This is a genomic window from Enterococcus sp. AMC1086 (genome assembly GCF_058216575.1).
In genome coordinates this window covers 477,274-502,723 of the sequence record NZ_CM177100.1, presented here as the reverse complement: position 1 = coordinate 502,723, position 25,450 = coordinate 477,274, and the positions used below count along the sequence as shown (strand labels likewise).

Below are 25,450 nucleotides of genomic sequence, written 5' to 3'. Positions count from 1 at the left end.
GAGCATTACCATGGAAAATTCTGCAATCTGTATCAAAACTGTCCCGTATCAAGAGATTCTAAACCTTCGTGATTCACTCGATCGTTTAGAATCTTGGAAAGAGCCGTTGGAAGTTCTAGAAAAGTATTTTACCAATCCAACTACGCCAATCAATAAAAAACGGTTAGTCAAACAATATTATGCTAGCGCAAAATTATTTGAGACGTTCAATAAAGAGTTTGAGTTACTGATAGCCGATTCACAAAAGCAATTAGCTACGATTATCCAAAATCAAACGTCTACCTCAATAAAGACTTCTCTATAAGTTTTAAATAGACAATTATTTCCAAATGGATTTTGTTAAAAAAAAGAGGCTAGGGATCCGAAAAACGCTTCTGTCCCAACCTCTTTCCCTATTATTATTTATAAATATTTTTCCTAAGGCTCATTGCCATGAACCGATTTAGTATTGTCTTACACACCCTAATGAAGCGCCTATTGAACTGCTCACAGGATAATATTATCCTTCAAAATCTCCATATCTATGATCACTATCTTCCGATCCTTGATCTTGATAGCCCCTAAATCCTTCAACTGCTGCATCATCCGATTCACACTACTGGCAGAAGTGATCCCACAAAAATGAGCGATCTCTTCATTCGTCACCACAAAATCAATTAACAATCCATCGTCCACAGTGACACCAAACGTATCATATAATTCATAAACCTGAGTACAAACTGCACCAAATTTTCCATTCATTAACATCTGCTGCATCTTTTTCATCGAATACATCAAACGAACACGATAATAATCTTTCACGTACATCTGTAATTCTTTGCTTTGATTAATATCCTTCCAAAACTGAACACGATCGATCTGATACAATTCTGCTTGCACTGACTCGATCCGAATATTAAACGGGGCATCGATAAACTGAGAATATTCATCTCTTAATAAAGACACGATTTCCAAACTATTGATATATCTGAGATTGAACTCTCGACCATCTGGCGAAATAACGCTGGTTTTGATGATGCCGCTTTTCAAAATATACGCATACCGATCTTGCAGTCCTTCATAAGTAAGATACGTCTTTTTTTTCTTAACTACTATTGGAAATGAATGTGCATCTAAGTATTCTTGTAACACATGACTGTCCATTTAGTAACTCCTCACCATTTTTTGAAAATTTTCTGTAAAAAAATCGCTACCCTTATTTAAGATGATAACACATTGAAAAGCAACAACAAATGTATATGACTTTTGTTGTGTTTTTTTGTTAGTCACTTTTTTTCAATACAAATCCACATTTTTTTTTACTCATTTTTTTGTATAGTACTCAGTATAACTAGCTTTCAGAAAAAAATTGTAATTTCCAGTTCAACCCTATCATAATAAGAAAGAAGGATCATTCAACGATGTCGGAACATTCAGAAGAAAAATTATTCAACAAAGGCTTTATCAGTATTACTTTGATCAATTTTGTGGTGTATTTAGTGTATTATTTGCTAATGGTGATCATTGCTGTAATCGCTCAAGATACGCTTCATGCAACATTAGGGCAAGCTGGACTTGCCTCTGGTATTTATATTATCGGCACATTATTTGCACGATTGTTTATGGGTAAGATGTTAGAACTAATTGGGAGAAAGACCGTACTAAGATACGGAGCTTTGTTTTATCTTGTTACCACGATTGCTTATTTGTACATTCCAAGTATCGGGATTCTTTACCTGGTCCGCTTGCTAAATGGTTTTGGGTATGGAGCGGTCTCAACTGCAACAAATGCAATCGTGACAGCTTACATTCCTAAATCAAAACATGGCGAAGGAATCAATTATTATGGATTAAGTACCAGTTTAGCTGCAGCCATTGGTCCTTTTATTGGAATGGTATTATTAAATACTATGAGTTTTTATTTTATTATCCTATTTTCGATCGTCCTTATTTTATTTACTACAATTGCGTGTTTTATCTTCCCTGTTAAAAATATTCAATTAAGTTCAGAACACAGAGCAAGCTTAGCTCGTTTTAGTATTGATAGTTTTATTGAAAAAAAAGTATTGTTTATTTCATTTATTGCATTTTTGATGGGTCTTTCTTATTCTAGTGTTTTATCTTTTCTATCTTCCTATGCCAAAGCAATCGATCTTGTCAGTGCAAGTTCCTTTTTCTTTGTGGTCTATGCTTTAGTGATTACAGCGACTCGTCCGTTATCTGGTCGAATTTTTGATGCTCGTGGTGAAAATGCTGTAATGTATCCTAGTTTTATTTTTCTAACGGCTGGTTTACTTTTACTGAGTGTGACGACTAGTAGTTGGATGTTGTTGGTTTCAGGTGGTCTAATCGGTTTGGGCTATGGTACGTTCATGTCTAATGGGCAAGCCATTTGTTTAAAAGTCAGTCCAAACAGTCACCGTATCGGGATTGCATTGTCGACTTACTTTATTGGTTTAGATCTTGGGCTTGGTGTCGGACCATATCTTTTAGGAGAATTGCGTAATTTCACGTCATTTTCAGGATTATATTTAGTCGCAAGTATTATTCCTGTGATCTGTATCATTCTTTATGCTTTGTTTTATCAATCAAAAACAACAGATCAGACGGTAATTCCGGCAAAATAATAAACTAAAAAGAAATGAACTAATCACTACTATTGAAGGAGAATAAAGATGAATACAGATGAACGTATGTTAGAAGTTTTACAGAAAACCTTGGTAAAGATCGAAGAATTGAATGCTCGTTTAGGACATATTGAACATGACCTTACTGCTTTAGACCAGCATCAAACAACGATGGATCATTACGCTAGAGCAATTGAGCGAACATCTAAAAATAATAATATTATGGGATAACTCAAATCACTAGACTAACGATAAAAAAATCAGAACGCACAATCCTTTTCAATCACTCACTGAAAATGACTTGTACGCTCTGATTTTCTATTTTTTAAAACGCAGGTGTTGACGTTTCACCATATTTTGTTTCAAGTAATTCTCGAACTTTATCGCTTGTCATCGCTTTTTTTAGGGCGTTGATTTTATCTGAGTCCTTGTTATCTTCTCTAGCAACTAAACTGATTGCGAAACGATCATCTACTTTATTTTCCAAAAGAATCGCATCCTTTGGTGTCAAACCAATTTTAGCAATATAGGTTGGATAATTGTAGACCATTGCAATGTCTTTTTCATTATATGCTTCGGCTAAGTTTAATAAATCAACAGAGACCCAATCGAAATTTTTCGGATTTTCCACGATATCTTTGATTGTTCCATCAAACCCAACGCCTTCTTTTAATTTAATCAAACCAGCATCATCTAAAATTGCCAGTGCACGTCCTTCATTGGAAACGTCACTTGGTAATGCGATTTTGGCTCCTTCTGGAAGCTCTTTGATGTCTTTGTATTCTTTAGAATAAAACCCGACTTTAGCATTATAAATTTTTTGCACTGCTACTAAATGACCATCTTTTTCTTTATTGAATTTTTGCATGAATGGCTCATGTTGGGCAAGGTTTGCATCGATTTCTTTAGCATTTAGTAATTCATTATATTGAATATTGTCGTTGACTTGAACCAATTCTACTTTATATCCGTCTTCGATATTTTTTCCTGCCAACTCGACTATATCAACCGTTGACGAAATATGTGATGCAACTTTGATGACTTTATCTTCTTTTTTCTCCGTATCGGCTGCTTTTTTCTGACCTGTGCATCCTACAATTGCGACTCCTGCTAAAACAAAAAAACTGATCAATGCTTTTTTTTTCATGGTTTTGCTCCTAACGATTATTTTTTATTTATTCTTTTAGCAAACCAACTACCGCTGATTTGGATAAAACTAACAAATATGATCATGATAACGATTGCTGTATACATTACTGCGTATTCATAACGCTGATACCCGTAACGTATTGCAAAGTCACCAATCCCACCACCACCGATCACGCCCATCACGGTTGAATAAGAGACCATACTAATAATTACCGATGTCAATGCTAAAACTAAACCCGATCGCGCTTCAACATACAAAAAACGAAAAATCAACTGAAACTTGGTACTGCCTAAAGATCGTGCAAGTTCTAAAATATCATTAGGCATTTCTAAGAGTACTTGCTCCACAAGCCTGGCATATATTGCGACTGCTACAAAACTTAGCGGTAAAGCTGCTGCATAAGTACCAAAGGCTGTTCCTAGTATAAATCGGGTAAATGGAATCAATGCCACTACAAACAATAAGAAGGGAAATGAACGAATAATATTAATATAGCCATTCAAGAAAATCCCTATCCAATAATTAGAATTAGTCGGCATTTTTTTTGTTAAGTAGACGAAGGTTCCAAGTGGTAAACCAAGCACTACTGCCGCAACGAGCGAAATCAGAATCATTATGCCACTTTCCGACAATGCTTTGGACAATTCAGGAAGGTAATAACTGATTTTATCTATATACACTGTGATCATCCTAAACTCTCCTGTACTCTCTCATAGTAGGTGCTAAATTGTTGTTGTTCTTCTTTTTGAATAGCTATCGTTTCCAAGACTTTGCCTTTTTCTAAAATTGCTGTTCGATTACACAATTGCTTGATCAAATTTAATTCATGACTCACAATAACCATCGTCGTACCAAATGTTTGATTGATTCTTCGTAATAATGCCATGATATCGTACGCATTTTGTCCGTCTAAGGCAGAAGTTGGTTCATCACAAAGTAAAATTTTCGGGCGTGTAATCAATGCTCGAGCAATCCCCACACGTTGTTTTTCGCCACCGCTAAGTTGTTTAGGATAATGCTCTCCCTTATCTGTTAAACGTACAAATTCTAGGACTTCTTGAACCTGCTGGCTATTATAAGCTCCATTTATGCGTAAAGGAAGTGCGATATTTTCGTTTACCGTTTGATTCCCCAGCAAGTTAAATTGTTGGAAAACCATACCGATTTGTTTGCGATTTTGCCGTTGTTCGGCTTCGCTCAACTGCATCAAATCGACTCCAGCAACTTTGACTTTACCTTGAGTTGGTTGTTCTAAGGTATTGATCATTCTTAATAGGGTCGATTTTCCAGAACCACTTTCACCGATCACACCAAATAATTCATGCTCTTTTATTTGTAGATCAACATGATTCAATGCTGTAACGACCGCTTTATTGTGCCTATAACTTTTTGAAACTTTTTCAAATGTGATCATGTTATTTCCTCCAACTTAATCAACCAACAACTGAATAAATTCAGCTTTAGAAACATTGTTAAAATAATCCTCGACTGTGATTTCAGCCAACACTTGCTTGATTGCTTTTTGCTCATATTGGCATCCAATCAATAAATTCTCGATTTCTTTCGTCTCTTTTTTGCTAAAATAGTCACCATAAATCGTGACTGCTGAGATCCGCCCTTTTTCCACAGAAATATTGGCTTCAATTAATCCACCTTTAAATTTCTCTTCTCTTTTTATCGTATATTTAGGTTCTTCACCAAATATCCAAGCATCATTTCCATAGATGTCTGCCACTAATTGATCGATTGCTTGCTCGTCTTTTTGCGTTAGCTGATATTCCTGTGATTTGATTTCTTCCATTGTTTTAGCGTTAAATAGATGCAACAATAAGCGGTCTCTAAATGCTTCAGTGGAGATTTCTTGGAATTCCTTTTTTAGATAAGGCTTGAGATTTGTCACACGGCTTCTGACAGACTTCGTCCCTTTTGAGGCTAGTTTTTTCTCAGAAACGGTCAATACTCGATTTACTTCTTCTAAATTGACATCTAGCATCAATGTACCATGAGAATACATTTTTTTATTTTTCGTATACATCGCATTGCCTGAGAATTTTTTCCCATCGATCAGTAAATCGTTTCGGCCGCTAATTTCTGCACCCGTTGCGCCCATTTCATGTAAAGCATCAAGGATCGGCTGCGTGAATAACTTAAAGTCTCCAAAAGTTTCATGCTCTGCATTCACAACAAAACTAAAACTTAAATTCCCCAAATCATCATATACTGCTCCACCACCTGATAATCTTCTGGTAATCGTGATTTCGTGCCTCAAAGCATAACTTAAATCAACTTCAGCTCGTACATTCTGGTTACGTCCAACGATGACACATGGTGTTTGAATATAAAATAAAACAAGTGGCGTATCAAATGTTCGCTGATTTAACAGATACTGCTCCGTCGCTAAATTTCGACGAATATCACGAGAGGGCATAATAACATAATACATTTTATTCCTCCTTTCTATAAAAGGGCTTTCAATATGAACGCTGAAAATTCTGATAATTCTAACAACACACTTAGTCTAACATTTCAGTTTATATTATTACATATATTTGCTCAAAAAACCTTGATTTTATAAGGAAAATCGATATATTATATAACAGGAATTTGAACATAGAACAGTTTTTAGTACACAAAAATAATACATCATTATGATATCTTTGATAGATATAAAATAAAAAACACAATAATCAGAAGTACCTCTGATTATTGTGTCATTTTCCTGTTATGACGATCAATTCTTAAATGTACATCTCAAAAGAATACATGAGACTCATCCACAATTATTTTTTTTCTACTAAACGAATTTGAACGGCTTCCATTTGTAATGATTTACCAGTTGTTCCAGCCAATGCACCATTTGCTTGGTAATCTTGCCAACCAAATTTGCTGACATGTACACGGTATTGAATGCCACCGTCAATTCCCTTAACTGAAGTTGATACATTTAGCTCTTCTAAATTCAATTTAATTCCTTCAAGGGCTAATTTTCTACCTACTGTACCAATAATTTCATTTGTACTAACAGTTGGTTGCCAACCGATTTTGCTGACGTGTGCTGTTCCTTTAACAGCTGGTACTACTTTTTGAGCGTTTTCTAGCTGTTTTTGTAATTTAGCTTTTGTATCAGCATCACGGATTTTATCAATTGTTTTGGCTGCTTTATCAAATTCTTTTCCATTGATTTGTGCTTCTGCTAATTCAATCAACGGTTGATCGTGAATAAGGTCGTCAGCTTTTACTAATGCTTTAACTTCTTTTTCAACCGCTGCTTTTGTTGTTAATTTAGAAATTTTTTCTTTGGCTGCTGTTTTTTCTGCAGCAGTCATATTTTCTAATGCATCGATTTGTTTGTTTGCATCAGCTTTTGCTTCTGATAAAGCAATACTGTCATTTAGTTTTTCTTGGTATTGTTTATGTGTACTATCAGATTTTAATTGGCTGATTTTTTCTTGCGCTTGCACATACGAACCAGAAGCGATTAAAGAATCAATTCCATTCGTTAATTCTTTATCATATATTTTGATGGCTTCTGCTTTCGCTGATTCATAAAGTGCTACCATGTCTTCTCCTTCTGTTAAGCCGTCTAGTTCATCTTTATAGCTAGCTTTTTGAGAATCAGTTAATCCTTCTAATCCATCAATTGCAACCCTAATTGCTTCTTTTTTAGCGTCTGAATCTTTAGCTACTGCAACCTTACGATCATTGATTAATTGCTTGACTTTACTACCAATAATATTAATTTCATTCTTAGTTGTACATTTATAAACTTGATCTGAGAACTGTTTCTTTTCTGTTAAGGTTAATTCATTTGCACCATTAATTGCATTTACTAACGCTACTTTTTTACTTTGAATCTTAGTTTGTGCATCTCTTATAGCATCGTCCGCCTCTTTAGCTTTACCTTCAATAACTTCAATATCAGAAATGCTTGTTTGAGCATTGATTTCAGCTTTATATCTTTCTTTTGCCGAAGCTGAAAGATAGTCCATTGCATCAATTTTTTCTTTGGCTTCATCTTTTGCTTTTGTTAGTTTTGCAGCTTCTTTTTTTGCAGCTTTATTGAGTTTGTTTAAGCTAGAAGCAACTTTTAGTGCTTTTTTAACATCACTTGGTGTTTTTGCATCATTAATAGATTTTAACGCAGAATTTGTTTGTGCTGGCGTTAAATCTGCTAGATTCTTAAGTGCTTCTTTTGCAATGGATTGCGCCGATTCCAAATCAGCTTCTTGAATTTTTTTGAGATCATTTTCATAAATAGCCTCTGATACGATTTCTTCGATTTCTTCTACTGTAGTAGTATTGGCTGAATGGATCCTTATTATATAACCATTTATTTCGCTCGAATCTAGAGCTGCTAATGCCTTAATTTTTTTAGTTGCATTATCCTTTTCATTCTGTACTTTCTTAGATTGATCCGCTGTTTTAGCCTTTGCTAATCCATCTTTCACAGTTTTTGAATTTATTGCATCGTTGATATGCGCAATGAGTTGGTCTTTCTCAGTTTGTAAAAGATTTGTAAGTGCTTGGATCACTTTGACTGCTGCCTCTTTTGCAACAATTAAATTTGCTATTTCTTTTTTTCTAGCAGCTTGTGCTTCAGCTAAAATTTCAGCAATCTCCTCTGCTGTATTACTTAAGTCAATATGTCTTGCGTAGTTAGGCGCCGTCATCTTAGATTCGAAACCTAAAGCGTTGATTGCTGATTTTGCCGCATTCTGTGCGGCAACCAAATCTAATTGTTTGATTTTCTCAACTTCTAAGAATTGCTCCCAATCCTTTTCAACAGCTTTAACAGCTTCTTCGGTCTTAGCTGAATCTACTTTATTATGGAATCGTTTTACATCTGCAGCTGTGACTATAGTACCTGCAGCTGAACTAATTTGAGTTTTTACTTTGATTTTTAATCCATCTAAATCAGCAACTTTTTGATTGTCGATCGCTTTATCTACTTCAGAATCAATAGTGGCTAAGGTTACTAAGTCTTCATCTGTTTTTTGTATTTTCGAATCAATGATCTTAATACGCCCATTAAACGTGTTTTTTATAGAATCTAGTAGAGAAGAAGTATCCAATTTATTATTTATTTTGGTAATTTTATCTGAAACTAATTCTGCTAAAATCTCTTGATCTGCACTAGTTGCAGCATCCATCACTCTTTGTACATCTTGTGTTGACTTAGCATCTGTAATTTTAGCGATATAATTAGCTTTTTCTATATCTGAGATATATTTCATCCCCTGAATGATTGCTTTTTGCTCATCCTTATATTTTGGAAAATCAGCTCGAGCGTCATTTTTAGCTTTTGCAGTGGCTACAACTTTGTCTGCTTCCGCTTTATTAGCTTCTAATGCAGATTTAAAAGCTGCTTTTGCTTGACCATATTTTTCAGAGTTATTATCCAGGTCTGTATTAAAATTTCCCTCTAGTCTTGTTAATCCAAGTGCTAATGTGATTTCACCTTTAAAATCAGTTTTCTCAGTTTCTTCTAAAAAACTAAAAGCATCAATTTGTTTCGTATATCCTTCTGAAAGTTTACTAACTTCTTTGGCAATATCAGCTTGATATACTTTTACTAAAGCATCGTTTAACTGAATTTTATTTTCTGCCTTGTTTACTGCTTCAATATGCGGTGCTTTTTCTTCTGTTGTTAAAGAAGTCAATTCTCCAATACTTGTAATCGCTTGGCTTATCAATTTCTGTAATTCGTCATCTACGACTCTCATTTGCGCTGTTTCAACGTCTGCTTGCTCAGTATCTGTTACTGCAAATACAGCCACCGGGCTAAGTGCATTAAGTGACATTAACAGTACCACAGGGGCTACCACCCACTGTTTTTTTCTCTTATACATCTTGTAAATTTTCTTTGTGTTGCTTTCAGGACTTAAATCGTCTTTTCTGATATTTTTGTTGCTCTTCATGAATCATTACCTCCATAATAATAATTTTTTTTAATACTAATTTAGAATTAGTACTCACGCAAAGTAAAATAATGGACACAGCCAAAAAAATCCATATAATAAAGTACATAGCATATTAGATTAAGGCGCATCCAATTCCACTCCCATTTCTTCTTTTTTGTAGGAACAAGAAAAGTTTTTTTGTTATCGATTTGATGCCTCTCTTACTCGGCTTGACGGCTCAGTTGACGGTCATAAATCAGTATTATAAGTAATAAAATACAAAAATAAAAAACCACTTAAGATCATCAAGTGGTTTTTAATCATTATTATTGTGTTTTTTTTAAAGAATTATTAGGTTAAATAATAGAAATTTTTTCAATCGCTTGCCGCTCATCTTTCATAAATGAATTTGTGTAGACATCTAACGTCATTTTGGTTGATGTATGTCCGAGCATTGAACTTATTGTAGCAATATTTACACCCATTTCTAAACAACGAGTTGCAAATGTATGCCGCAACGCATGGAAGGGTAATTCTGTTATTTGAAGTTGTACCAGAAGTTTTTTAAACCGATACGTAATGGTTCTTGGTTCTGTGCAAGAATTTGCTAGACCAACAACATACACACTTGCTGAATGTTGTTTGATCTTGCTTAAATAGATTTCAAGTTGGGTTGACAAAGGTAATATCCGCTTAGATTGAAATGTTTTTGGAGATCCTTCAACAAGAGCTGTTTTTCCTGCATCCACCTGTAAACGTTGTAGCGTTCGCTGAATATGGATTGTTTTTTCAAAAAAATCGATATCGCTCCATCGTAACGCACTGATTTCACCTATTCGCATGCCTGTTTCTAACGCTAGAATAATGGGTAAATATTTTTCGTCTAAACGAGCGGCTTCTTTGATTTTCTTTTGTTGTTCTATAGAAAAAGCACGAATTCTTTGCTTTTCTAATTTAGGTAAATCAATATTTAGTGTGGGATCTTTTTTTAACAAATCTTGTCGGACAGCTTGTGCTAATCCAGTTTTCAAAACACGATGAACCGCATGAACAGAACTTGGTGATAACGACAAGCTTAATTGTAAAATCCACTGATCAATATCTGCTGGCATTAATTCACGCAGACGGATCTCTCCAATATTGGGTAAAACGTGCAATTGGACTTTACTTTTATAGCTATTATAAGTACTTAATTTAACTTTAGGCTTAACAATCGTATCTAGCCAAACGTTTAGCCATTCAGCCAATGTTCCAGTATACGTCGAGTGAAACTCGGGTTCCCTTAGAGAATCGGCTTTTAACAACATTAGCTTCTGTTTGACCTCTAAATATTTTCTGGAATATATGTACCCATAATGAATTTTACCATCTATTTTTCGTTCCTTTATATAACGACCTTCCCAACGACCATCTTTTCTCTTATATATATTTTCTCCTCTTTTTGCCATAATAAAATTCCTCTCTCATTTTTCGATTTGTGACGGCGTATTTGACGGCGTTGGAGTGAACGAACTGAATCGTTGATTTTCAAGTACTTTTCCAACTAATTATACGCATTCCCAATTTTCAGGGGAGAATTATTTATTCATAAAATATCAAAGTAACAGCTTATGTTTTTTTATAAACCGTTCTTATATCTATAGCAGAATAAAATTATGAATGTTTTTTAATAACACAAGAGAGTAAGATTTTTTTTTATAAAAGTAATTACACCAACACCTATTGACATAGAACCTACTTAAATAGTACAATACTATGTGTTGAGTGAATAAGTCTGTTTATAAAACCAACATTTTTTATTCATCAAAATTTCATTTTCTCATTTCTTGTTCCTACAAAGAACAAGAAATAATCCCACTAAATTTCTCTCTAACAATAGACCTATTTAATTTAGTTATGTCTATTCATCACTTTTTTCATTTTTCTCTCCATTATGTTTTTTATGATTAAATCGCTACTCCTTATATCTCATAAATAGGTTTTTACTGCTCCTTTTTTAATTCCTCTATAACCAACAGTTAGTTCACCTAATTATTTTCCATTTATCACCCACTGTTATCGTTTTTTTTTTTGGTTGCTTATTCATAACTGCTAAACTAAAATAACTTGTACCGAAAAGCATCTTATAATCACAACTGTTATTGATTATAATGTTACAGTATTCAACCTAAATATTCCAACTAATGTTGGCTTTTCTACTAAAAAAGAAAAAAAACTATATTTCTTTTCAGTTCTCTTTTCTGTTTCAACCGAGCAAAATTTTTTTATTAATACCCATCCGTTTATTTCTATATTGACTACATACTTTATATATTATTCAAAAAACAAGCATTTCTGCAAAATAATTAACAGAAATGCTTTTTAAATTTGATTTTTTTATAGTTATTCTTATTTTGCTATCAATCACTTTTTTTACTCCCTTTTATTTTTTCCTCATAACGAAAAAAATTTCCATGGAAAATTACTTATTAGCAGTTTGTTCCTATGAGATCGATCCTAGTCTTCAACTTACTTTCCATTCTACCTTATAACTAAGATAATATTTAAATCAATATCATTTTGAACATAAAAGCGATACAAAAAGTGGAAGAAAAATTCTTACACTTTTCTTCCACTTTTTTATTTGCTCATTTTGATAAAAGGCAATGCACCATCCGTATAAATTTCGTCCCCACCGCCATTACGACCATGATAACTAGTTGTAAAATGTTCCACTAGTTCAATTGAAACAGATTCAGTCGATTGTTTAAACGATTCTAAAACAAAATCTCGTTCTTGATCAACATCTGAATTGATTTTGTGTGTGACTTGGCCTGTAAAAAATGAAAATCCAACTTTTTTATCATAAGTTGCACCGCCCAGCCAATCTGCTTCTCTTCCTCCAGGTAAATACCAGTTATCAGGTGTCTTCCAAAAGCGGACATGATGTCTTCTTCTTGGGTTATTTTCGATTTCCTTTTCAAACGCAATATCCTGTTTCTTATTAAACAAAAATAGGGAACTGACTGGCGCACTGGGATAGGACTTCCCAAATACACTTGCAGCGACCATATATATACTAGAGCGTAATGACAATGATTCAGCTTTCGTCCAGCCAGAGCTTAAAAAAAGTGTTTCTAATTCAATTTTAGAGCCTGTAAAAGCCAAATTGATAGGATCTCCAAGTAACCCATCACTTGTTCTAGAACGACCAATAAAGTAGTCTGGCAAATAGCGTCCTGTCAGGAATTTATTAATAAAAGGAATTATCAAGTAGGAACTAAACAACCACAAAAAAACATAAAGAAAAATGTGGATTTTCCTTGTTAAAATTTCTGAGAATAATGATGTATAAACTAAATAACCTAAGATAATAACAAAAATGAATCTAAATACCCTAAACATACTGTTCAGTAACGTTTGCTTTTTCATTTAATTTCTCCTACTCTTTTTGTTCTGGATCATACGGAACATACTGACTGTAATTGTCTAGTTCACCTTCAAATACATCATTGACGAAATTACTATAGGATCCCACACCCATCGTTCCCAACTCAGCGCTTGTTTCTGTCATATTATTCATGATTTTTTCTTGATATTCTGCTGAAGTGATCACTGCTCCTGTTTTAAGGTTTTTGTAGTATTTAGGCATTTCATTTCCTCCTTTCTTGAATAAGGTTCCTCTACTATAAATTATACTCATTTCTCAGGTAAAGTCTTCTATTATTATTCAGATTGTTAAATTAAAAAAGGCTAGAACATAACTCTACGAGTTATATCCTAGCCTTAAGGACTCAGAATAAATGCTTCTGTTCCAACTTCTTTTAAAAATATCTAGTTTATTGATGCTTGTCTATTTTTTCTTAATACCAGCCATTAGCCATCCAGAACGCTTGCGCTGCTTCCCATGATCCATAACGACCCGCTACGTAGCTATCCGCTACACTTTCTTGATTTGCTTCAGAGTAGTCTCCATTTAAGTAAGAAGCATCTAACTGATATCTACCGATATACTTACCATTTGTTGCGCTGTATGAACCGCTAGATTCTTTTTGTGCAATCCACTCTTTTGCAGAAGAGGTCGTCGCAGCTGTTGTTGGTGCAACTGTTGTTTCTTCTACAATCGTTTCAGCTTGTACTGGCGCTTCTTGTGTAGGAGTAGCTTTTACTTCTTGTTGAGCTGCTTCTTCAGCTGTACGGATCGTTAGCTTTTCTCCCTCAAAAATCATATTTATATTCGTAATATTGTTGTCTTTTGCAATTAAATCAATCAAGCTATCGTCTCCGTTAAATTGATGAGCGATAGTAGATAATGTATCACCAGATTTTACTGTATATAAGCTATCAGCGTGCGCGTCAGTTGTTCCCATAAAAATTCCAAATCCTGCAGTCAAAGTTGTTGCTAATAAAATCGTTTTAAGTGATTTCATGTTGTTTCTCCTTTGTAAAAAATATTTTCGTCGTTTATTTATCGACTTTGCATACTTTAACATCTAAAAATATTTCATAGGTGAATATATAGTGACAATTCGTTACGAGTATTTTCATTGGGTAACAGTCTGTAAAATACGATCAAAGAAACATGCGTTCGCACTATGTTTGTACTTAATTTGGCGAGTAAAAAAATCATGATATTTTCTGAAATTTTTCTTCCAACTATATTAATAACAATTGTAATATTACAAAAAAGTAGAATTGTTACAAAATTTCCACCTAATTTTTCCTCTGATAACTGACTTTTTTGAAAAAAAATTGTTTATTTTCAACAGAATAGTGTTTATATATCTGGCGTTTTTTCTCATTTATCCACACAAAAAAACAGAAACACATCTAGTTTCCTAGTGTTTCTGTTTCTTAATTGAAGCTTATGCGTTAAGTTCTTTTTGCTCGATCACTGATTCTAACAGTCGATTTTCGGTTTGAATAATATCAAAGAATGCACTAATTTTTTCTAATTGTTCATAATCGATTTGATATAATTTTACTCTAGGTTTCAAGAAGAAGAAGCCTGGGCGAATTTTTACTCGTTCATTAATCAAATGACATTGTTCCATCATTGAACGTAAATCCATTTCTGATACACTGTTCTTGATTTTTTCAACACGTGCTCGTTCATAGATCCATTGATCTTTGGTTACAGTCATTTTTTCAGTGGTCGTTACCAATTGTCGATTTAACCGCCAAGACTGTTCAATAAATTTTGCTTTTTTATAAAGATCATCATAATGGATCAAATCAATACGGACACGTTTGTACCAGTCTTCTTCATCAATCGACGTTTTCTGATGCTTCTTAAATCGTTTTAAGCCACTAACGAGTAAGGTGTTTTCTATGGCGAGCAGCTCGTACTCCAATTTTTCTTTTGCTACCCGCACACGTTCCTTTGACGCTTTCTCTCGCTTTAAACTCTCTTTTAAAAAAAGGACTTCACTTTCTTCTGAGCGAGCTAAATCCATTAGTTCAATTTCATCATTTGGCTCAATTTCGAGTCTTTCCTCGTCCTTATTCTCATCATCGCTTTCATCTTCATCTAATAATGAGTCTGTAAAAGCTGCCTTTTTTTCACTATTTTTTCCTATAGATACTTCTACTGGAAAGCTAAGTGTTTCACCAGAAAAGGGTACCTCTTCTTCATCTTGAAAGACCGAAAGAAGTTTTGCCTCTAAGATATTGCTGACAGATTCATCTTTTGAATACCCCATCTGTTCTAAACTAGTCGAAACGACGAATTGAATCGGTTCTTCCTCTGTGCCAAAAGATACAGGGATCAATTCACAGAAATATGTACTAAAAATACCATCGACTTCTTCAACTATCTTTGTCCATACAAATTGCGGGAAAAGTTCTTCCAATTCTTCCAATAAAACATCCCAATTTAATTGGGCCTGAAAAAACTGAATTTCCACATGCTTTTTGATAGGCGAAGAAGTAACTTTTCGAGAAACTTCATTATTCTCCCGAAAAGTAAGAAAATCTCCTGTTGAGTGTTCATAGAGTGTCTCACACGCCTCAACGATTTTGTCCGTGTTATCTTTTTGATAGAGAACGGTCCCCATGTTTAATGGGATTGCTTGTTGATGAAAAAAAACATCGAAATAATCATTCATTTAAACCGTTCTCCCTTCTTTTTTTTACGATTCAAGGTCATAAACTGGCGCTAAGATAAGCTGTTGTCCTTCAGTTAAAAAGTACTGTTCTAAATCGTTCCACTCTTTTAACGACCACACAGAGACACCAGTCTTTTTAGAAATACTCGCTAAAGTATCTCCTTTTTTCACTTCATATATTTCTTTTGTTTTCTTGCGAGTTGCACTTACTTGGTAATCTTTTGTTTCTTTTTTACTTGTTGTATCGCTTGTTTCTTTCGTCGCTTTTGTTTCTTTTTTAGTTGAGGATGCTATTTTTGCTTCTTTTTTGTTGGTGGATTGACCGGTTTCTTGATCATTAAATGTATTGGATATTTTTTGAACCATATCCAATGAACGGTCTACAGCATCTTCTTTTACTACAGTCGTACTTTTTTCTTCTTGTTTAGGAATACTTAATTTTTGACCAATGAACAACATACGTCGATCTAATTGATTTTTTTCCAAAACAGCTAATGTAGAAATATTGTATAGGTCGCTAATTGATTTAAGTGATTCACCTTTTTTCACAATGTGCGTAAGGTATTCGATATTTTCATCTTTTTGATCGTTTTTCTTCTCTAACTTATCAAATGATGTATTTAATGTGATTTTTTTAGCTTTTTTTGTCTTCTTCTTGTCTTTTAACGTATCATATTGCGTTAAATCATACGCATCGATCAAACCATTCAATTTTGAATTATAGCTTGTATCTGTCGCATAACGCCCTGTTAAAAACTTCGTCGCATCTTTATGTGATTTTGTGTTACTTTTCCAAGTACCACTATAAAAGCCACTACTAGAATCAGTTCCACCACGAAGTAACTTCACATAATCGCCAAGAGATTCTTTGTAAGATGGATACTTTCTAAAATCGGAACGAACCGTAAACATACCACCAGAACCATTATCTTCACTCGTTAGGAAATTAGCACTTGCTCCTTCATAGCTACCTTTGATACCAAACAAATTATAATTTGGTGCAGAAGCTAGTGCGCTGTTACCAGATGCACTTTCTAAGATTGCTTGTGCGATCATTACAGATGCATACAAGTTATTCTCACCAGCAATTGAGCGGGCATCCTCACCAATTACTTTAACAAAACTTTTCGTTGTCAAATTAGGACTGATATGAAATACCTGATCGGATCCACTAGCTGAATTTCCATTCGTATTGCTTCCAGTGACCGTTCCAACAGTAGAACCCGCACTTGGTCTGTTTGTTTGCGGAGTTGTAACACTCGGCTGTTGGACAGGCCCTTGAACTGGCGGTTTTGGTTTGCTAGGTGTTGGCTTCGGTGTTGGTGTTGGCTTTGGCTTCGGTGTTGGCTTCGGTTTCGGCTTTGGCGGAGTTGTTGTATCCGTCGTATTTGATGTTGTATCTGTCGTATTTGTCGTTGTATCCGTTGTTGATGTATCCGTTGTGGAGCTAGTGTCATCTGATTCACTGGACGACTCACTACTAACTTCTTCAGTCGAATCCTCCGTTGAAGAAGTTGTGCTATTTTCGGTAGAGGAACTAGACTCTGTCTCTTCTACTGTACTTTCTGTTGATTCATGTTCCTTAGTTGAAGATAAAATTGCTACATCTTCATGTTCTTCAGAACTTGAAGTTGCCTGATCATCAATTTCTTTAGCAACTATTGGTTTTACATCGGTAACAGAAAGGACAGCACTTGAAGTAAGCAACCCTACACTCAATAAACGTAATTTTTTACTGTTTAGATTTCTTTTTTTCACTCTGTGTCCTCCCTTTCTTATTCATATGGATCATCTTTCACCAAGCTGATGATTTGGTTGAATGCTTGTTCTGATTCTTCCTTAACATCTTTGATGCGTTTGTAGTAGTTTTGGTATTCGTGTTCTGCGCGTTCTAAGCGTTTTAAGACATTCGCTTTCTTCTTCGTTTCTTCATTGATCAGTTGCGCACGTTGATTTGCTTGGTTTATGATTTCTTTTGCTTGTCTTTTAGCATCCAATAAAACTTCGCCAATGTCTTCTTTAGACAACTGTTGATCGATATCGATTGATTTTTGAGCAAGTTGACGTTTCGTCATTTCTAATTCTTGACGAACTTTTGCCAATTCTTCATAGGCCCCTGTATCTGTTGGTGTATCTGAAGCCATGATCACGATACGATCTTCTGAAAGTTTATCGATTTCTTCTTGTTTTGCCAAAAGCTCTTGTTCGTATTGTCTGATTTTATTTGCAAAGCGCTCTGCTTTCTTTCGGTTTAAGTCTGTTTCGTCGATCTGACGATTGCTTTCACGCAATAAACTATTGTATTTACTTTTTACTTGTTCAAGTTCTGCCATCCGAGCGTCGTAATCTTTTGGCACAGCTTGCACCATCGATAATTCGTTTTCTAATGATTCGTTTGTTTGATGTGCAGCTTCTACTTCATTCTGTAATTGAGAATTTTCTCTTTTACTCTTACGTAGTTCAGTTTTTAGCTCTCGAAGTTCACTTTCAAGTTGTTCAATTTCTTCTTGAAGTTCTTCTAACTCTTCATCGTCGATTACTTCATGAACTGGCGGTCTTTTTTTCTTTGATTTAGGTTTTTTAGACGCTGGTGACTGTTTTTTCTTTTTCAGCGAGAATAATGGACGTTCATCTTCATCTTCATCATACTCATCGTCGTCATCTTCATAATCTTCATCGTCGTATTCATCATCATCATCATAATCTTCATCGTATTCGTCATCATCGTCATACTCATCGTCGTCATCGTATTCGTCATCATCGTCATACTCATCGTCGTCATCGTATTCGTCATCATCATCATACTCATCGTCGTCGTAATCTTCGTCATCATATTCATCGTAATCATCATATTTTTTTCTTTTTTTACCTTTGCCAAAAATTTTTAGCATATGCTCACTTCCTTCTACAAAAATGGGATATCTCTTGTTATTGATTATTTTTTAACGTGTTAATTTTAAATACTAAGTACATTATGTGAATTGATATATGTAACTATAGTGACAAGTGCCGTAATCTTTTTTGCAAAAATAATCAACTTCACTCTTAAAGTATCGTTTCCCATAGTTATCAATATAGTTTATCTAACTAATCATATTTTAATGACAATCAACTACTTACCTCAATCTGATAAAAACGATTCTCTAAAACCCTACAAAAACATACCTACCTTTTTCTATTTTATCAGATAAAGGCCAAACAAACAAACTGAATTAGCGCTTTATTTTTACTTTTGTGAAATTAAAAATCATACTCCAGTATTTTTTTCAACAAAAAACGTCTATAGTAAATGAAAATCATGTTTTTTTATTATAAAAATACGAATACAAAACGCATTGAATTTTATTTCTTATAAAAAAAAAGAAACTAATTTAGATATTAGAATTATACGCTGTCACGCAGTTCAAATTACTAATCCCTCTTCATTCTTTCGCTATAAATAGCATTAACATTGAGTTTTATCGAATTCGCAACTCTAAGACTAATTAGAATAAAATAGAATTTTAAAAAAATAAATGAAAACACACGCTTTTTTAATCTTTCTATTTTTAATAAAAAAGTAGATAAAATCTTTTTTTCCATTAGTACTTATATTAATATACATGTTATTAATTTAAGTACAGTGAAAAAATAAAATTAATTATTCTCTTCTATTATTCATTATTTTTTCACATAAAATCTCTGTTTCGTTCACAATCTACTAACGTATTTTCTAATCTAATTATACTCCGACGCTTTTTACTATTCAATTATTAGTTTTTGATAGTGCAAAATACTTGGGTTGTTATTTGACATTTATTTTATAACTAGATTGCTACTATAGCGAGTGTAACAAGCGTAAAATCCATTTTTGTTTCACCCCTTAATACAAATAAACGGTGGGACAGAATCAACCTGTTCGGAAATATTCTGTCCCACCCTATACTTCTATTGCTTTGACGGAATCAATAAGCGTAATCCGTTCAAAATAACTAGTAATGTACTTCCTTCATGTGCGATAACACCAATCGTAATGTCCATTTTCCCTAAAATATTCAACGTGATCAATAGAACTACGATAAACATTGAAAAAATGATATTTTGCCAAACAACTCGATCCAAACGCTTAGAAATCTTATGTGCATAGCTGAATTTGGTCAAATCATTTTTCATCAATACAGCATCTGCTACATCGATCGCGATGTCCGTTCCATCTCCCATTGCGACACCGATATCTGCCGTTACTAAAGCAGGAGCATCGTTGACGCCATCACCTAGCATCGCTACATTACCGAAACGCTCTTGTTGTTCTTTGATGATTGCTGCTTTATTTTCCGGCAAGACATTCCCAACAACTTCGTCTATCCCGATTTGACGTCCCACTGCTTGCCCTGTTAATTCTGCATCTCCGGTGATCATTGTTGTGTGGATACCTTGTGATTTTAGATAGCTGATCACATTTTTTGCATTTTCATTTGGTACATCCATCATAGCGATCAACCCAATCACTTCGTTATTTTCAGCAAAATAAACAACAGTTTTGCCTTCTTTTGCGTATTGTTCATTATGCGCATTGATTTGAGCATTGACTTGACTAAACATTTCTGGTTTACCGATTTGATAGGTACTTCCAAGATATTCTGTTACTAACCCTTTACCTATTTCGTTTTCCACCGTTAGTGTCAATTCTATTGTAGGGTTAAATTTGGCTAAGATTGCATTAGCTAAAGGATGGTTGGCTGTTTTTTCCATCGCAACAATTAAATCGATACACGTTTGCTCTGTTAATTGTGTATTATCTGTTAAGAAATAAAAATCAGTTACGGAGGGTTTGCCTTTCGTCAGCGTGCCAGTTTTATCAAAAGCAACTGATTTAATCGTTGCCAAGTTGGCTAGATAAGAGCCACCTTTAAATAAAACACCTCTTTTCGCTAAATTAGAAATTCCTGATAAGGTTGCTGGTACAGCACTAGCTGCCAGTGCACATGGTGAGGCAGAAATCAAAAATACCATGCCGCGATAAAAACTCTCATCCCATGACCAGTTAAACAAAAACGGTCCTGCTGCGATAAAAATCGGCACAACAATCAAGACGATCGTCACATAATAAGGTTCTAGTTTTTGAATCTTTGTAGCTGTTTTTGACAAGTTGGATTGCGACTGATTGACCAATTGAAGAATTTTCGCAAATACTGTGTCACTAGTGTCTTTTGTCACTTCCATAGTAAACGTGCCACTGCCATTGATGGTACTACCAAACACTTCATCACCGACTGTTTTTTCTCTAGGGATACTTTCACCATTGATAGAGGACTCATCGATCGACGTCTGCCCAGACAGAATAATACCATCGGTTGCAATTTGATCTCCATTCAACACTTGTAGTTTATCCCCAATTTTCAATGTAGCAACATCAACTATTTTCACATTACCATCAGCTTGGATCAAACGAGCTTCTGTTGGATTCATTTTAAGTAAATTAGTAATTTCTCTTTTACTGCGGCCTTCTGCATATTCTTCAAGAAAATGGGCTGCTGCAAAAATAAGGATCAACAAAGCGCCTTCTTCATAATTCCCAATGATCGTTGCACCAAATGCAGCCAACGTCATTAAAATATGGACGTTTGGAACAAATTTTCTTTGCTCTTTAGATTCACTGATCGTATCAACAATACCTTCTAAAATTATGTGATAGCCTGATAATAACATTGCACTTGTAAAAAGAATATTTTGTCCTAACGAACCTTTGTTTAAAAAAAAGGCACTAATAAAAATAGCAAAACCTATAAAATATAAGATAACTGGTGATTTGCCGTGATCGTGATTGTGTCCACTACAGCTTGTGTGATCGTGGTCATGTACTTTTGTTGTATCCATTTTATATTTCCTCCTTTACGGTTATTTTTCCGAAAAAACTTTTTAAATGAACAACCATTCATATATCTTATGTTTATAATACATGAACAAACAATCATGTGTCAAGTGAAAGTAGACATTTTTTTACAAAAAATAAGGCTAAGATACAACTCTACGAGTTATATCCTAGCCTTAAGGAATCCAAATAAATGATGGGAGCAAAAGTAATGCCTTCAGAAATAAACGCTTCTGTCCCAATCTCTTCTAGTTATTTTATTTCTTCTACTTTAATATATTTAAAACTGTACGGTGAACCAAAACTATGTTTTACGACATCATGAATATTTTTCTTTTGCAATAAAGCCGTTTGTTGTTGATAGATCGGTGCAATCGTGTAATCTTCTGCTAATAAAAGTTGTTCTGCCTGTAGGAGATCTGTCCATCTTTTTTCTTCATCTGCAGCGTCTGTACTAGATGCAGCTTGGATCAAGCGATCATATGATGGATTCTTATAGTTGACATGGTTCAAGCCAGAAGTGGAAGCAAACATGTCTAAAAATGTAATGGCATCTTTGAAATCAGGCATCCATTGACCAAAAGCAATGTCATAATCTCCAGATAAATAACGTTCTTGTAAGTTATTACTTGGCAATGTAGTAATTTCAAAATTGATACCTGGAAGTACTTCAGCTATTTGACTCGCTAAGTATTCAGCTGTCTTTTTCTCCGTATCTGTATCCTTTGTCAGATAAACCAATGTGATCTCATCTTTATTCAGTTCTTCTTTTGCTTTTGCATAAGCTTCTTGTGCGGCGTCTTTATCAAATGTTTGCTGCACACCATTCTCTTTACGAAAATCTTCGCCTGTTTTGGTATTTTGAACAAAATTTTGGGGAACAAATCCTTCAGCTGCAATAGATCCGTCTCCTAAGACATTCTTTACAAATATCTCTCTGTCGATGGCCAACGAGATCGCCTTTCGTAAATTGACATTTTCTAATAGTTTACCTTGATCTTGATTGAAACGGAGATAGCCCATTTTTGTGTCATTTTGATTTTGAAAATCAGGATCGTTTTTATATTGTTTAGAGAATTCTCCATCTAAAACAACACGATCTAGTTCGTCGGTTTGATATAAATTAACAGCTGTACTTGTTGATTTTACAACGGTCGTTTGAATTTCATCGACTGTAACATTCTTTTTATCCCAATACTCTGGATTTTTCACATACTGCCAAGTATCAGAATTTTGTTCCCAACCTTCTAGAATAAACGGTCCATTATATAGAGTTGTTTTACTTGAAGTTCCGTAGTTACTACCTTGTTTTTCCGCGAATGCTTGTTTGATTGGGAAAAACGTTTCAAAGGTCAGTAACGATGTAAAATAGGGGATTGGCTTAATCAAGTGAATTACTAGCGTATGTTCATCTGGCGCTTCTACTCCTAATTGATCAGGCTTCATTTTCCCTTGATAAATGGCCTCCGCATTTTGTATAGAAGAAACAAACAAACTAGCGTAAGAAGGTGCCGTTTCTGGCGTGACTGCTCGTCTCCAAGCATAAAGAAAGTCGTCTGCTGTGACGGGTTCTCCATTTGACCATTTTGCATTTTCTCTTAAAGAAATCGTATACGTTTTTTTGTCGTCACTGATTGCTGGTAATTCTTTCGCTACAGCTGGGGCTGCTTCATCTTTTTCATTTAATTGGTAAAGGCCTTCAAGAACTTGATTTTGAGCATTGAAACTAGTAAAATCCTCTTCTTGTGTCGTATCTAGCGTTAGCAATTCTGCTGGCTCGGTAAAATGAACAACTGCCTTTTTCGATTCATTTGACTCTGTGTTCTCAGCGGAATTACAGCCGGCCAGAAAAAATAAAAGCACCAGTGCGCTAATGGCGAACTTTTTCATTTTGTTCCTCCTATTTCTCTATCGAAACTAGCTTATTAAGTTAGATAACATCTAAGCATAGCTACTCCTTTAAATAAAAATCAACTCTTCAACAACAGCTATTTCTGGATCTAATGATTGTATGACTGGACAATTTTTTCCTATCAATTTTAATGCTCGTTCTGCTTTTCCTTGTTCATCCTCAGAAACCTTGATTGAAAAAGTGATTGCAACACGACTTAATGGTTTGGCTTGTTTATCTTCTGCACGCTCGTACGAGACATCTACCTTTTCAATCGTGAAGTCGATGTTAGAGTTAGTTAATATTTTTTCATAAACATAAGCTCCACATGCACTAATCGATGCTACTAACAGTTCCACTGGAGAAAAACCAATATCTTTTTTTAATACCCAGTTGCCATTTTTGTGCACCAATTCAAAACCTTTTTCACTTGAAATCAATTCCATGTTTTTCGCTCCTTTATTTTTTTAACGTTTTCTTTATTTTACAATGATAGTACAAAATACACGAAACGGATAATACTTTATTCACTAGTATGATAACCAAAAGCTATCAATAAAAAAGCTTCCCACATTCATTTAGAATCCAGGAAACTTTATTAGTAATAATGTAATCAAAATTGTATTTTCAACCGATTATCGTCTTGATTTTTATCTTGAATGATCGAATCGATATATTCTTTTAAAAATTTACTATTTTCAGCGATGATCTGATAGCCAGATTCTGCTTTGATTTTTGCCACCTCTTCATCCGTGATAAAATCATTACCTGAGAAAAAGCGATAGTTTACTTGTCCAACAAATTCAGCTGCTGTGTCTAGTTTTTCGCTATCTGACAATCCAGCATCGATCAATTGAGAATAGCCGAGTCTTTTCCCGTCGTCAATAAACAGTTCTTTGATATATTGCGGATAATTTTCTATTTTAGAAATGGCAGCGTTGTTTTCTTTTTTTTGGTAATCAAATGAATCACCGTCTAGTTTCACTATACCGTACCCTTGGGGAGCAATCGAAAAGGAGCTAGATACGATTTCGGTTATTTTTTGATTATTGATTGTTTCGGTCATGATATCTTGCGCGTGAATATGGCCTGAAAAAACAATCGGCACTTGATAATCCGCCAAGACTTGCTTGAATTCGTCCGCATTATTAAGGACAAATCCACTTGATAATAGTTTGTTATGTGCATAAATATTGTGATGCATAAAAACCAATGTTTTTTTATTTTCTTGCTTCGCTATGTCTAATTGTGTTTTGATCCATCTCATTGTCTTTCCTCGAATCGTTCCGCCTGTGTTAGGTCTTGATCGAGGTTCTTTGTCTTCAGGATAAATGTTGGAATCGAGAAAAAGAAAATTATACTGTTGATTAACCGCTACTGAATAACTCAATGAATTTTTATCGTAGTTCGTCGCATTGCCATAGCCAAAATCGGCAAAAATTTCTTTAAAGTCAGCAATCGAAATGGCTTCTGTTTTTTCTTGCTTATCCTCAACAAATTTCCTAGCCCAGCCATCATTGACATCGTGGTTTCCTGGAATCACAAAGACGTTTATACCTTTGGTAGTTAATTGTTTTAATAATTCAGTCAATTTTTCTGCACTGACTTTTTCACCATTTAATGTTAGGTCACCTGTAATGATCAGCATATCAGGCTTTTTCTCAATGGCTTTGTTGATAAAGGCTTGAAAGCTTTCTTTTTGATAATCCAGTTCTTTGCCTGCTGCTGTTTCTTTAATTTTTTTAAAAGCTGAACCTGAATCCGTTAAACTTTTATCAATATAATGAGGATCACTGATTACCCAAAATTCAATAGCCTCTTTTTTAAATAGCGTTTCTTCTACCTGGACTTTACCCTTACCAAAATAGATGATCAGCAACACTATTACTAGTATACTGAACAAAATAAACCCGATTTTTTTCTTCATTTATTAATTCCCCATTCTCTATTGTTCCATTTCATTTTA

20 protein-coding genes are annotated in these 25,450 nt (G+C 34.5%); 3 read left to right on the top strand and 17 right to left on the bottom strand.

From position 1 onward, the window contains the following. The first annotated feature begins 10 nt into the window (after positions 1-10). Positions 11-304: a hypothetical protein gene (locus AC4BC4_RS02480; RefSeq protein ID WP_490476657.1), complete on the top strand. Its 294-nt coding sequence runs from the start codon at positions 11-13 to the stop codon at positions 302-304. A gap of 182 nt (positions 305-486) precedes the next feature. On the opposite strand, the gene AC4BC4_RS02475 is transcribed toward AC4BC4_RS02480, so the two are convergent. Then, entirely contained in the window at positions 487-1,143 is a 657-nt protein-coding gene (locus AC4BC4_RS02475; protein WP_490476656.1) for a Crp/Fnr family transcriptional regulator, read from the bottom strand. A gap of 257 nt (positions 1,144-1,400) precedes the next feature. Between AC4BC4_RS02475 and AC4BC4_RS02470 the strand changes: the two genes are divergently transcribed. After that, complete coding sequence (locus AC4BC4_RS02470; RefSeq protein WP_490476655.1) at positions 1,401-2,606, top strand: MFS transporter; 1,206 nt, start codon at positions 1,401-1,403, stop codon at positions 2,604-2,606. A 48-nt stretch (positions 2,607-2,654) separates the two neighbouring features. Further along, positions 2,655-2,837: a hypothetical protein gene (locus AC4BC4_RS02465; protein WP_438757368.1), complete on the top strand. Its 183-nt coding sequence runs from the start codon at positions 2,655-2,657 to the stop codon at positions 2,835-2,837. A 94-nt stretch (positions 2,838-2,931) separates the two neighbouring features. On the opposite strand, the gene AC4BC4_RS02460 is transcribed toward AC4BC4_RS02465, so the two are convergent. From AC4BC4_RS02460 to AC4BC4_RS02385, 16 genes are all read right to left on the bottom strand, one after another. Then, positions 2,932-3,753: a MetQ/NlpA family ABC transporter substrate-binding protein gene (locus AC4BC4_RS02460; protein WP_490476654.1), complete on the bottom strand. Its 822-nt coding sequence runs from the start codon at positions 3,751-3,753 to the stop codon at positions 2,932-2,934. A gap of 17 nt (positions 3,754-3,770) precedes the next feature. Continuing rightward, positions 3,771-4,445, bottom strand: coding sequence for a methionine ABC transporter permease (locus AC4BC4_RS02455; protein ID WP_490476653.1), 675 nt, complete (start codon positions 4,443-4,445; stop codon positions 3,771-3,773). Beyond that, positions 4,442-5,170: a methionine ABC transporter ATP-binding protein gene (locus AC4BC4_RS02450; protein ID WP_490476652.1), complete on the bottom strand. Its 729-nt coding sequence runs from the start codon at positions 5,168-5,170 to the stop codon at positions 4,442-4,444. Before AC4BC4_RS02450 ends, AC4BC4_RS02455 begins: the two co-directional genes overlap by 4 nt. 15 nt (positions 5,171-5,185) lie before the next feature. Then, the gene (gene lplA / locus AC4BC4_RS02445; RefSeq protein ID WP_490476651.1) at positions 5,186-6,199 is read right to left on the bottom strand and encodes a lipoate--protein ligase; all 1,014 of its coding nucleotides are present in this window, start codon (positions 6,197-6,199) and stop codon (positions 5,186-5,188) included. Between the two features lie 337 nt (positions 6,200-6,536). Further along, positions 6,537-9,674 (bottom strand): KxYKxGKxW signal peptide domain-containing protein, encoded by a 3,138-nt coding sequence (locus tag AC4BC4_RS02440; RefSeq protein WP_490476650.1) that lies wholly within the window; start codon positions 9,672-9,674, stop codon positions 6,537-6,539. Between the two features lie 338 nt (positions 9,675-10,012). Then, positions 10,013-11,104 carry a tyrosine-type recombinase/integrase gene (locus tag AC4BC4_RS02435; protein WP_490476649.1) on the bottom strand — a complete coding sequence of 364 codons (1,092 nt, stop codon included), beginning with the start codon at positions 11,102-11,104 and terminating at the stop codon, positions 10,013-10,015. Positions 11,105-12,275: 1,171 nt separating this feature from the next. After that, the gene (locus AC4BC4_RS02430) at positions 12,276-13,067 is read right to left on the bottom strand and encodes an LssY C-terminal domain-containing protein (protein ID WP_490476648.1); all 792 of its coding nucleotides are present in this window, start codon (positions 13,065-13,067) and stop codon (positions 12,276-12,278) included. Between the two features lie 10 nt (positions 13,068-13,077). Further along, positions 13,078-13,287, bottom strand: a complete 210-nt coding sequence (locus AC4BC4_RS02425; protein WP_438757377.1) for a hypothetical protein — start codon at positions 13,285-13,287, stop codon at positions 13,078-13,080. A 211-nt stretch (positions 13,288-13,498) separates the two neighbouring features. Next, positions 13,499-14,065, bottom strand: a complete 567-nt coding sequence (gene apf / locus AC4BC4_RS02420) for an aggregation-promoting factor (protein ID WP_438757378.1) — start codon at positions 14,063-14,065, stop codon at positions 13,499-13,501. A gap of 435 nt (positions 14,066-14,500) precedes the next feature. After that, positions 14,501-15,742: a hypothetical protein gene (locus tag AC4BC4_RS02415; protein WP_490476647.1), complete on the bottom strand. Its 1,242-nt coding sequence runs from the start codon at positions 15,740-15,742 to the stop codon at positions 14,501-14,503. A gap of 24 nt (positions 15,743-15,766) precedes the next feature. Next, complete coding sequence (locus tag AC4BC4_RS02410; protein WP_490476646.1) at positions 15,767-17,500, bottom strand: glucosaminidase domain-containing protein; 1,734 nt, start codon at positions 17,498-17,500, stop codon at positions 15,767-15,769. A gap of 17 nt (positions 17,501-17,517) precedes the next feature. Beyond that, on the bottom strand, positions 17,518-18,633 hold the full coding sequence (locus AC4BC4_RS02405) for a hypothetical protein (RefSeq protein ID WP_490476645.1): 1,116 nt from the start codon (positions 18,631-18,633) through the stop codon (positions 17,518-17,520). Positions 18,634-19,669: 1,036 nt separating this feature from the next. Then, a complete protein-coding gene (locus AC4BC4_RS02400; RefSeq protein ID WP_490476644.1) occupies positions 19,670-21,598 on the bottom strand; it encodes a heavy metal translocating P-type ATPase in 1,929 nt (642 codons plus the stop codon). 247 nt (positions 21,599-21,845) lie between these two features. Then, positions 21,846-23,483 carry a peptide ABC transporter substrate-binding protein gene (locus AC4BC4_RS02395; protein ID WP_490476643.1) on the bottom strand — a complete coding sequence of 546 codons (1,638 nt, stop codon included), beginning with the start codon at positions 23,481-23,483 and terminating at the stop codon, positions 21,846-21,848. Between the two features lie 69 nt (positions 23,484-23,552). Continuing rightward, positions 23,553-23,930, bottom strand: a complete 378-nt coding sequence (locus AC4BC4_RS02390) for an OsmC family protein (protein ID WP_490476642.1) — start codon at positions 23,928-23,930, stop codon at positions 23,553-23,555. Positions 23,931-24,097: 167 nt separating this feature from the next. Continuing rightward, entirely contained in the window at positions 24,098-25,411 is a 1,314-nt protein-coding gene (locus AC4BC4_RS02385) for a metallophosphoesterase (protein WP_490476641.1), read from the bottom strand. Positions 25,412-25,450: the final 39 nt, after the last annotated feature.

Excerpts from the sequence above, each read along its gene's own strand:
- AC4BC4_RS02480 (WP_490476657.1), top strand. The coding sequence starts at position 11 with ATGGAAAATTCTGCAATCTGTATCAAAACTGTCCCGTATCAAGAGATT.
- AC4BC4_RS02475 (WP_490476656.1), bottom strand. The coding sequence starts at position 1,143 with ATGGACAGTCATGTGTTACAAGAATACTTAGATGCACATTCATTTCCA.
- AC4BC4_RS02470 (WP_490476655.1), top strand. The coding sequence starts at position 1,401 with ATGTCGGAACATTCAGAAGAAAAATTATTCAACAAAGGCTTTATCAGT.
- AC4BC4_RS02465 (WP_438757368.1), top strand. The coding sequence starts at position 2,655 with ATGAATACAGATGAACGTATGTTAGAAGTTTTACAGAAAACCTTGGTA.
- AC4BC4_RS02460 (WP_490476654.1), bottom strand. The coding sequence starts at position 3,753 with ATGAAAAAAAAAGCATTGATCAGTTTTTTTGTTTTAGCAGGAGTCGCA.
- AC4BC4_RS02455 (WP_490476653.1), bottom strand. The coding sequence starts at position 4,445 with ATGATCACAGTGTATATAGATAAAATCAGTTATTACCTTCCTGAATTG.
- AC4BC4_RS02450 (WP_490476652.1), bottom strand. The coding sequence starts at position 5,170 with ATGATCACATTTGAAAAAGTTTCAAAAAGTTATAGGCACAATAAAGCG.
- lplA (WP_490476651.1), bottom strand. The coding sequence starts at position 6,199 with ATGTATTATGTTATTATGCCCTCTCGTGATATTCGTCGAAATTTAGCG.
- AC4BC4_RS02440 (WP_490476650.1), bottom strand. The coding sequence starts at position 9,674 with ATGAAGAGCAACAAAAATATCAGAAAAGACGATTTAAGTCCTGAAAGC.
- AC4BC4_RS02435 (WP_490476649.1), bottom strand. The coding sequence starts at position 11,104 with ATGGCAAAAAGAGGAGAAAATATATATAAGAGAAAAGATGGTCGTTGG.
- AC4BC4_RS02430 (WP_490476648.1), bottom strand. The coding sequence starts at position 13,067 with ATGAAAAAGCAAACGTTACTGAACAGTATGTTTAGGGTATTTAGATTC.
- AC4BC4_RS02425 (WP_438757377.1), bottom strand. The coding sequence starts at position 13,287 with ATGCCTAAATACTACAAAAACCTTAAAACAGGAGCAGTGATCACTTCA.
- apf (WP_438757378.1), bottom strand. The coding sequence starts at position 14,065 with ATGAAATCACTTAAAACGATTTTATTAGCAACAACTTTGACTGCAGGA.
- AC4BC4_RS02415 (WP_490476647.1), bottom strand. The coding sequence starts at position 15,742 with ATGAATGATTATTTCGATGTTTTTTTTCATCAACAAGCAATCCCATTA.
- AC4BC4_RS02405 (WP_490476645.1), bottom strand. The coding sequence starts at position 18,633 with ATGCTAAAAATTTTTGGCAAAGGTAAAAAAAGAAAAAAATATGATGAT.
- AC4BC4_RS02400 (WP_490476644.1), bottom strand. The coding sequence starts at position 21,598 with ATGGATACAACAAAAGTACATGACCACGATCACACAAGCTGTAGTGGA.
- AC4BC4_RS02395 (WP_490476643.1), bottom strand. The coding sequence starts at position 23,483 with ATGAAAAAGTTCGCCATTAGCGCACTGGTGCTTTTATTTTTTCTGGCC.
- AC4BC4_RS02390 (WP_490476642.1), bottom strand. The coding sequence starts at position 23,930 with ATGGAATTGATTTCAAGTGAAAAAGGTTTTGAATTGGTGCACAAAAAT.
- AC4BC4_RS02385 (WP_490476641.1), bottom strand. The coding sequence starts at position 25,411 with ATGAAGAAAAAAATCGGGTTTATTTTGTTCAGTATACTAGTAATAGTG.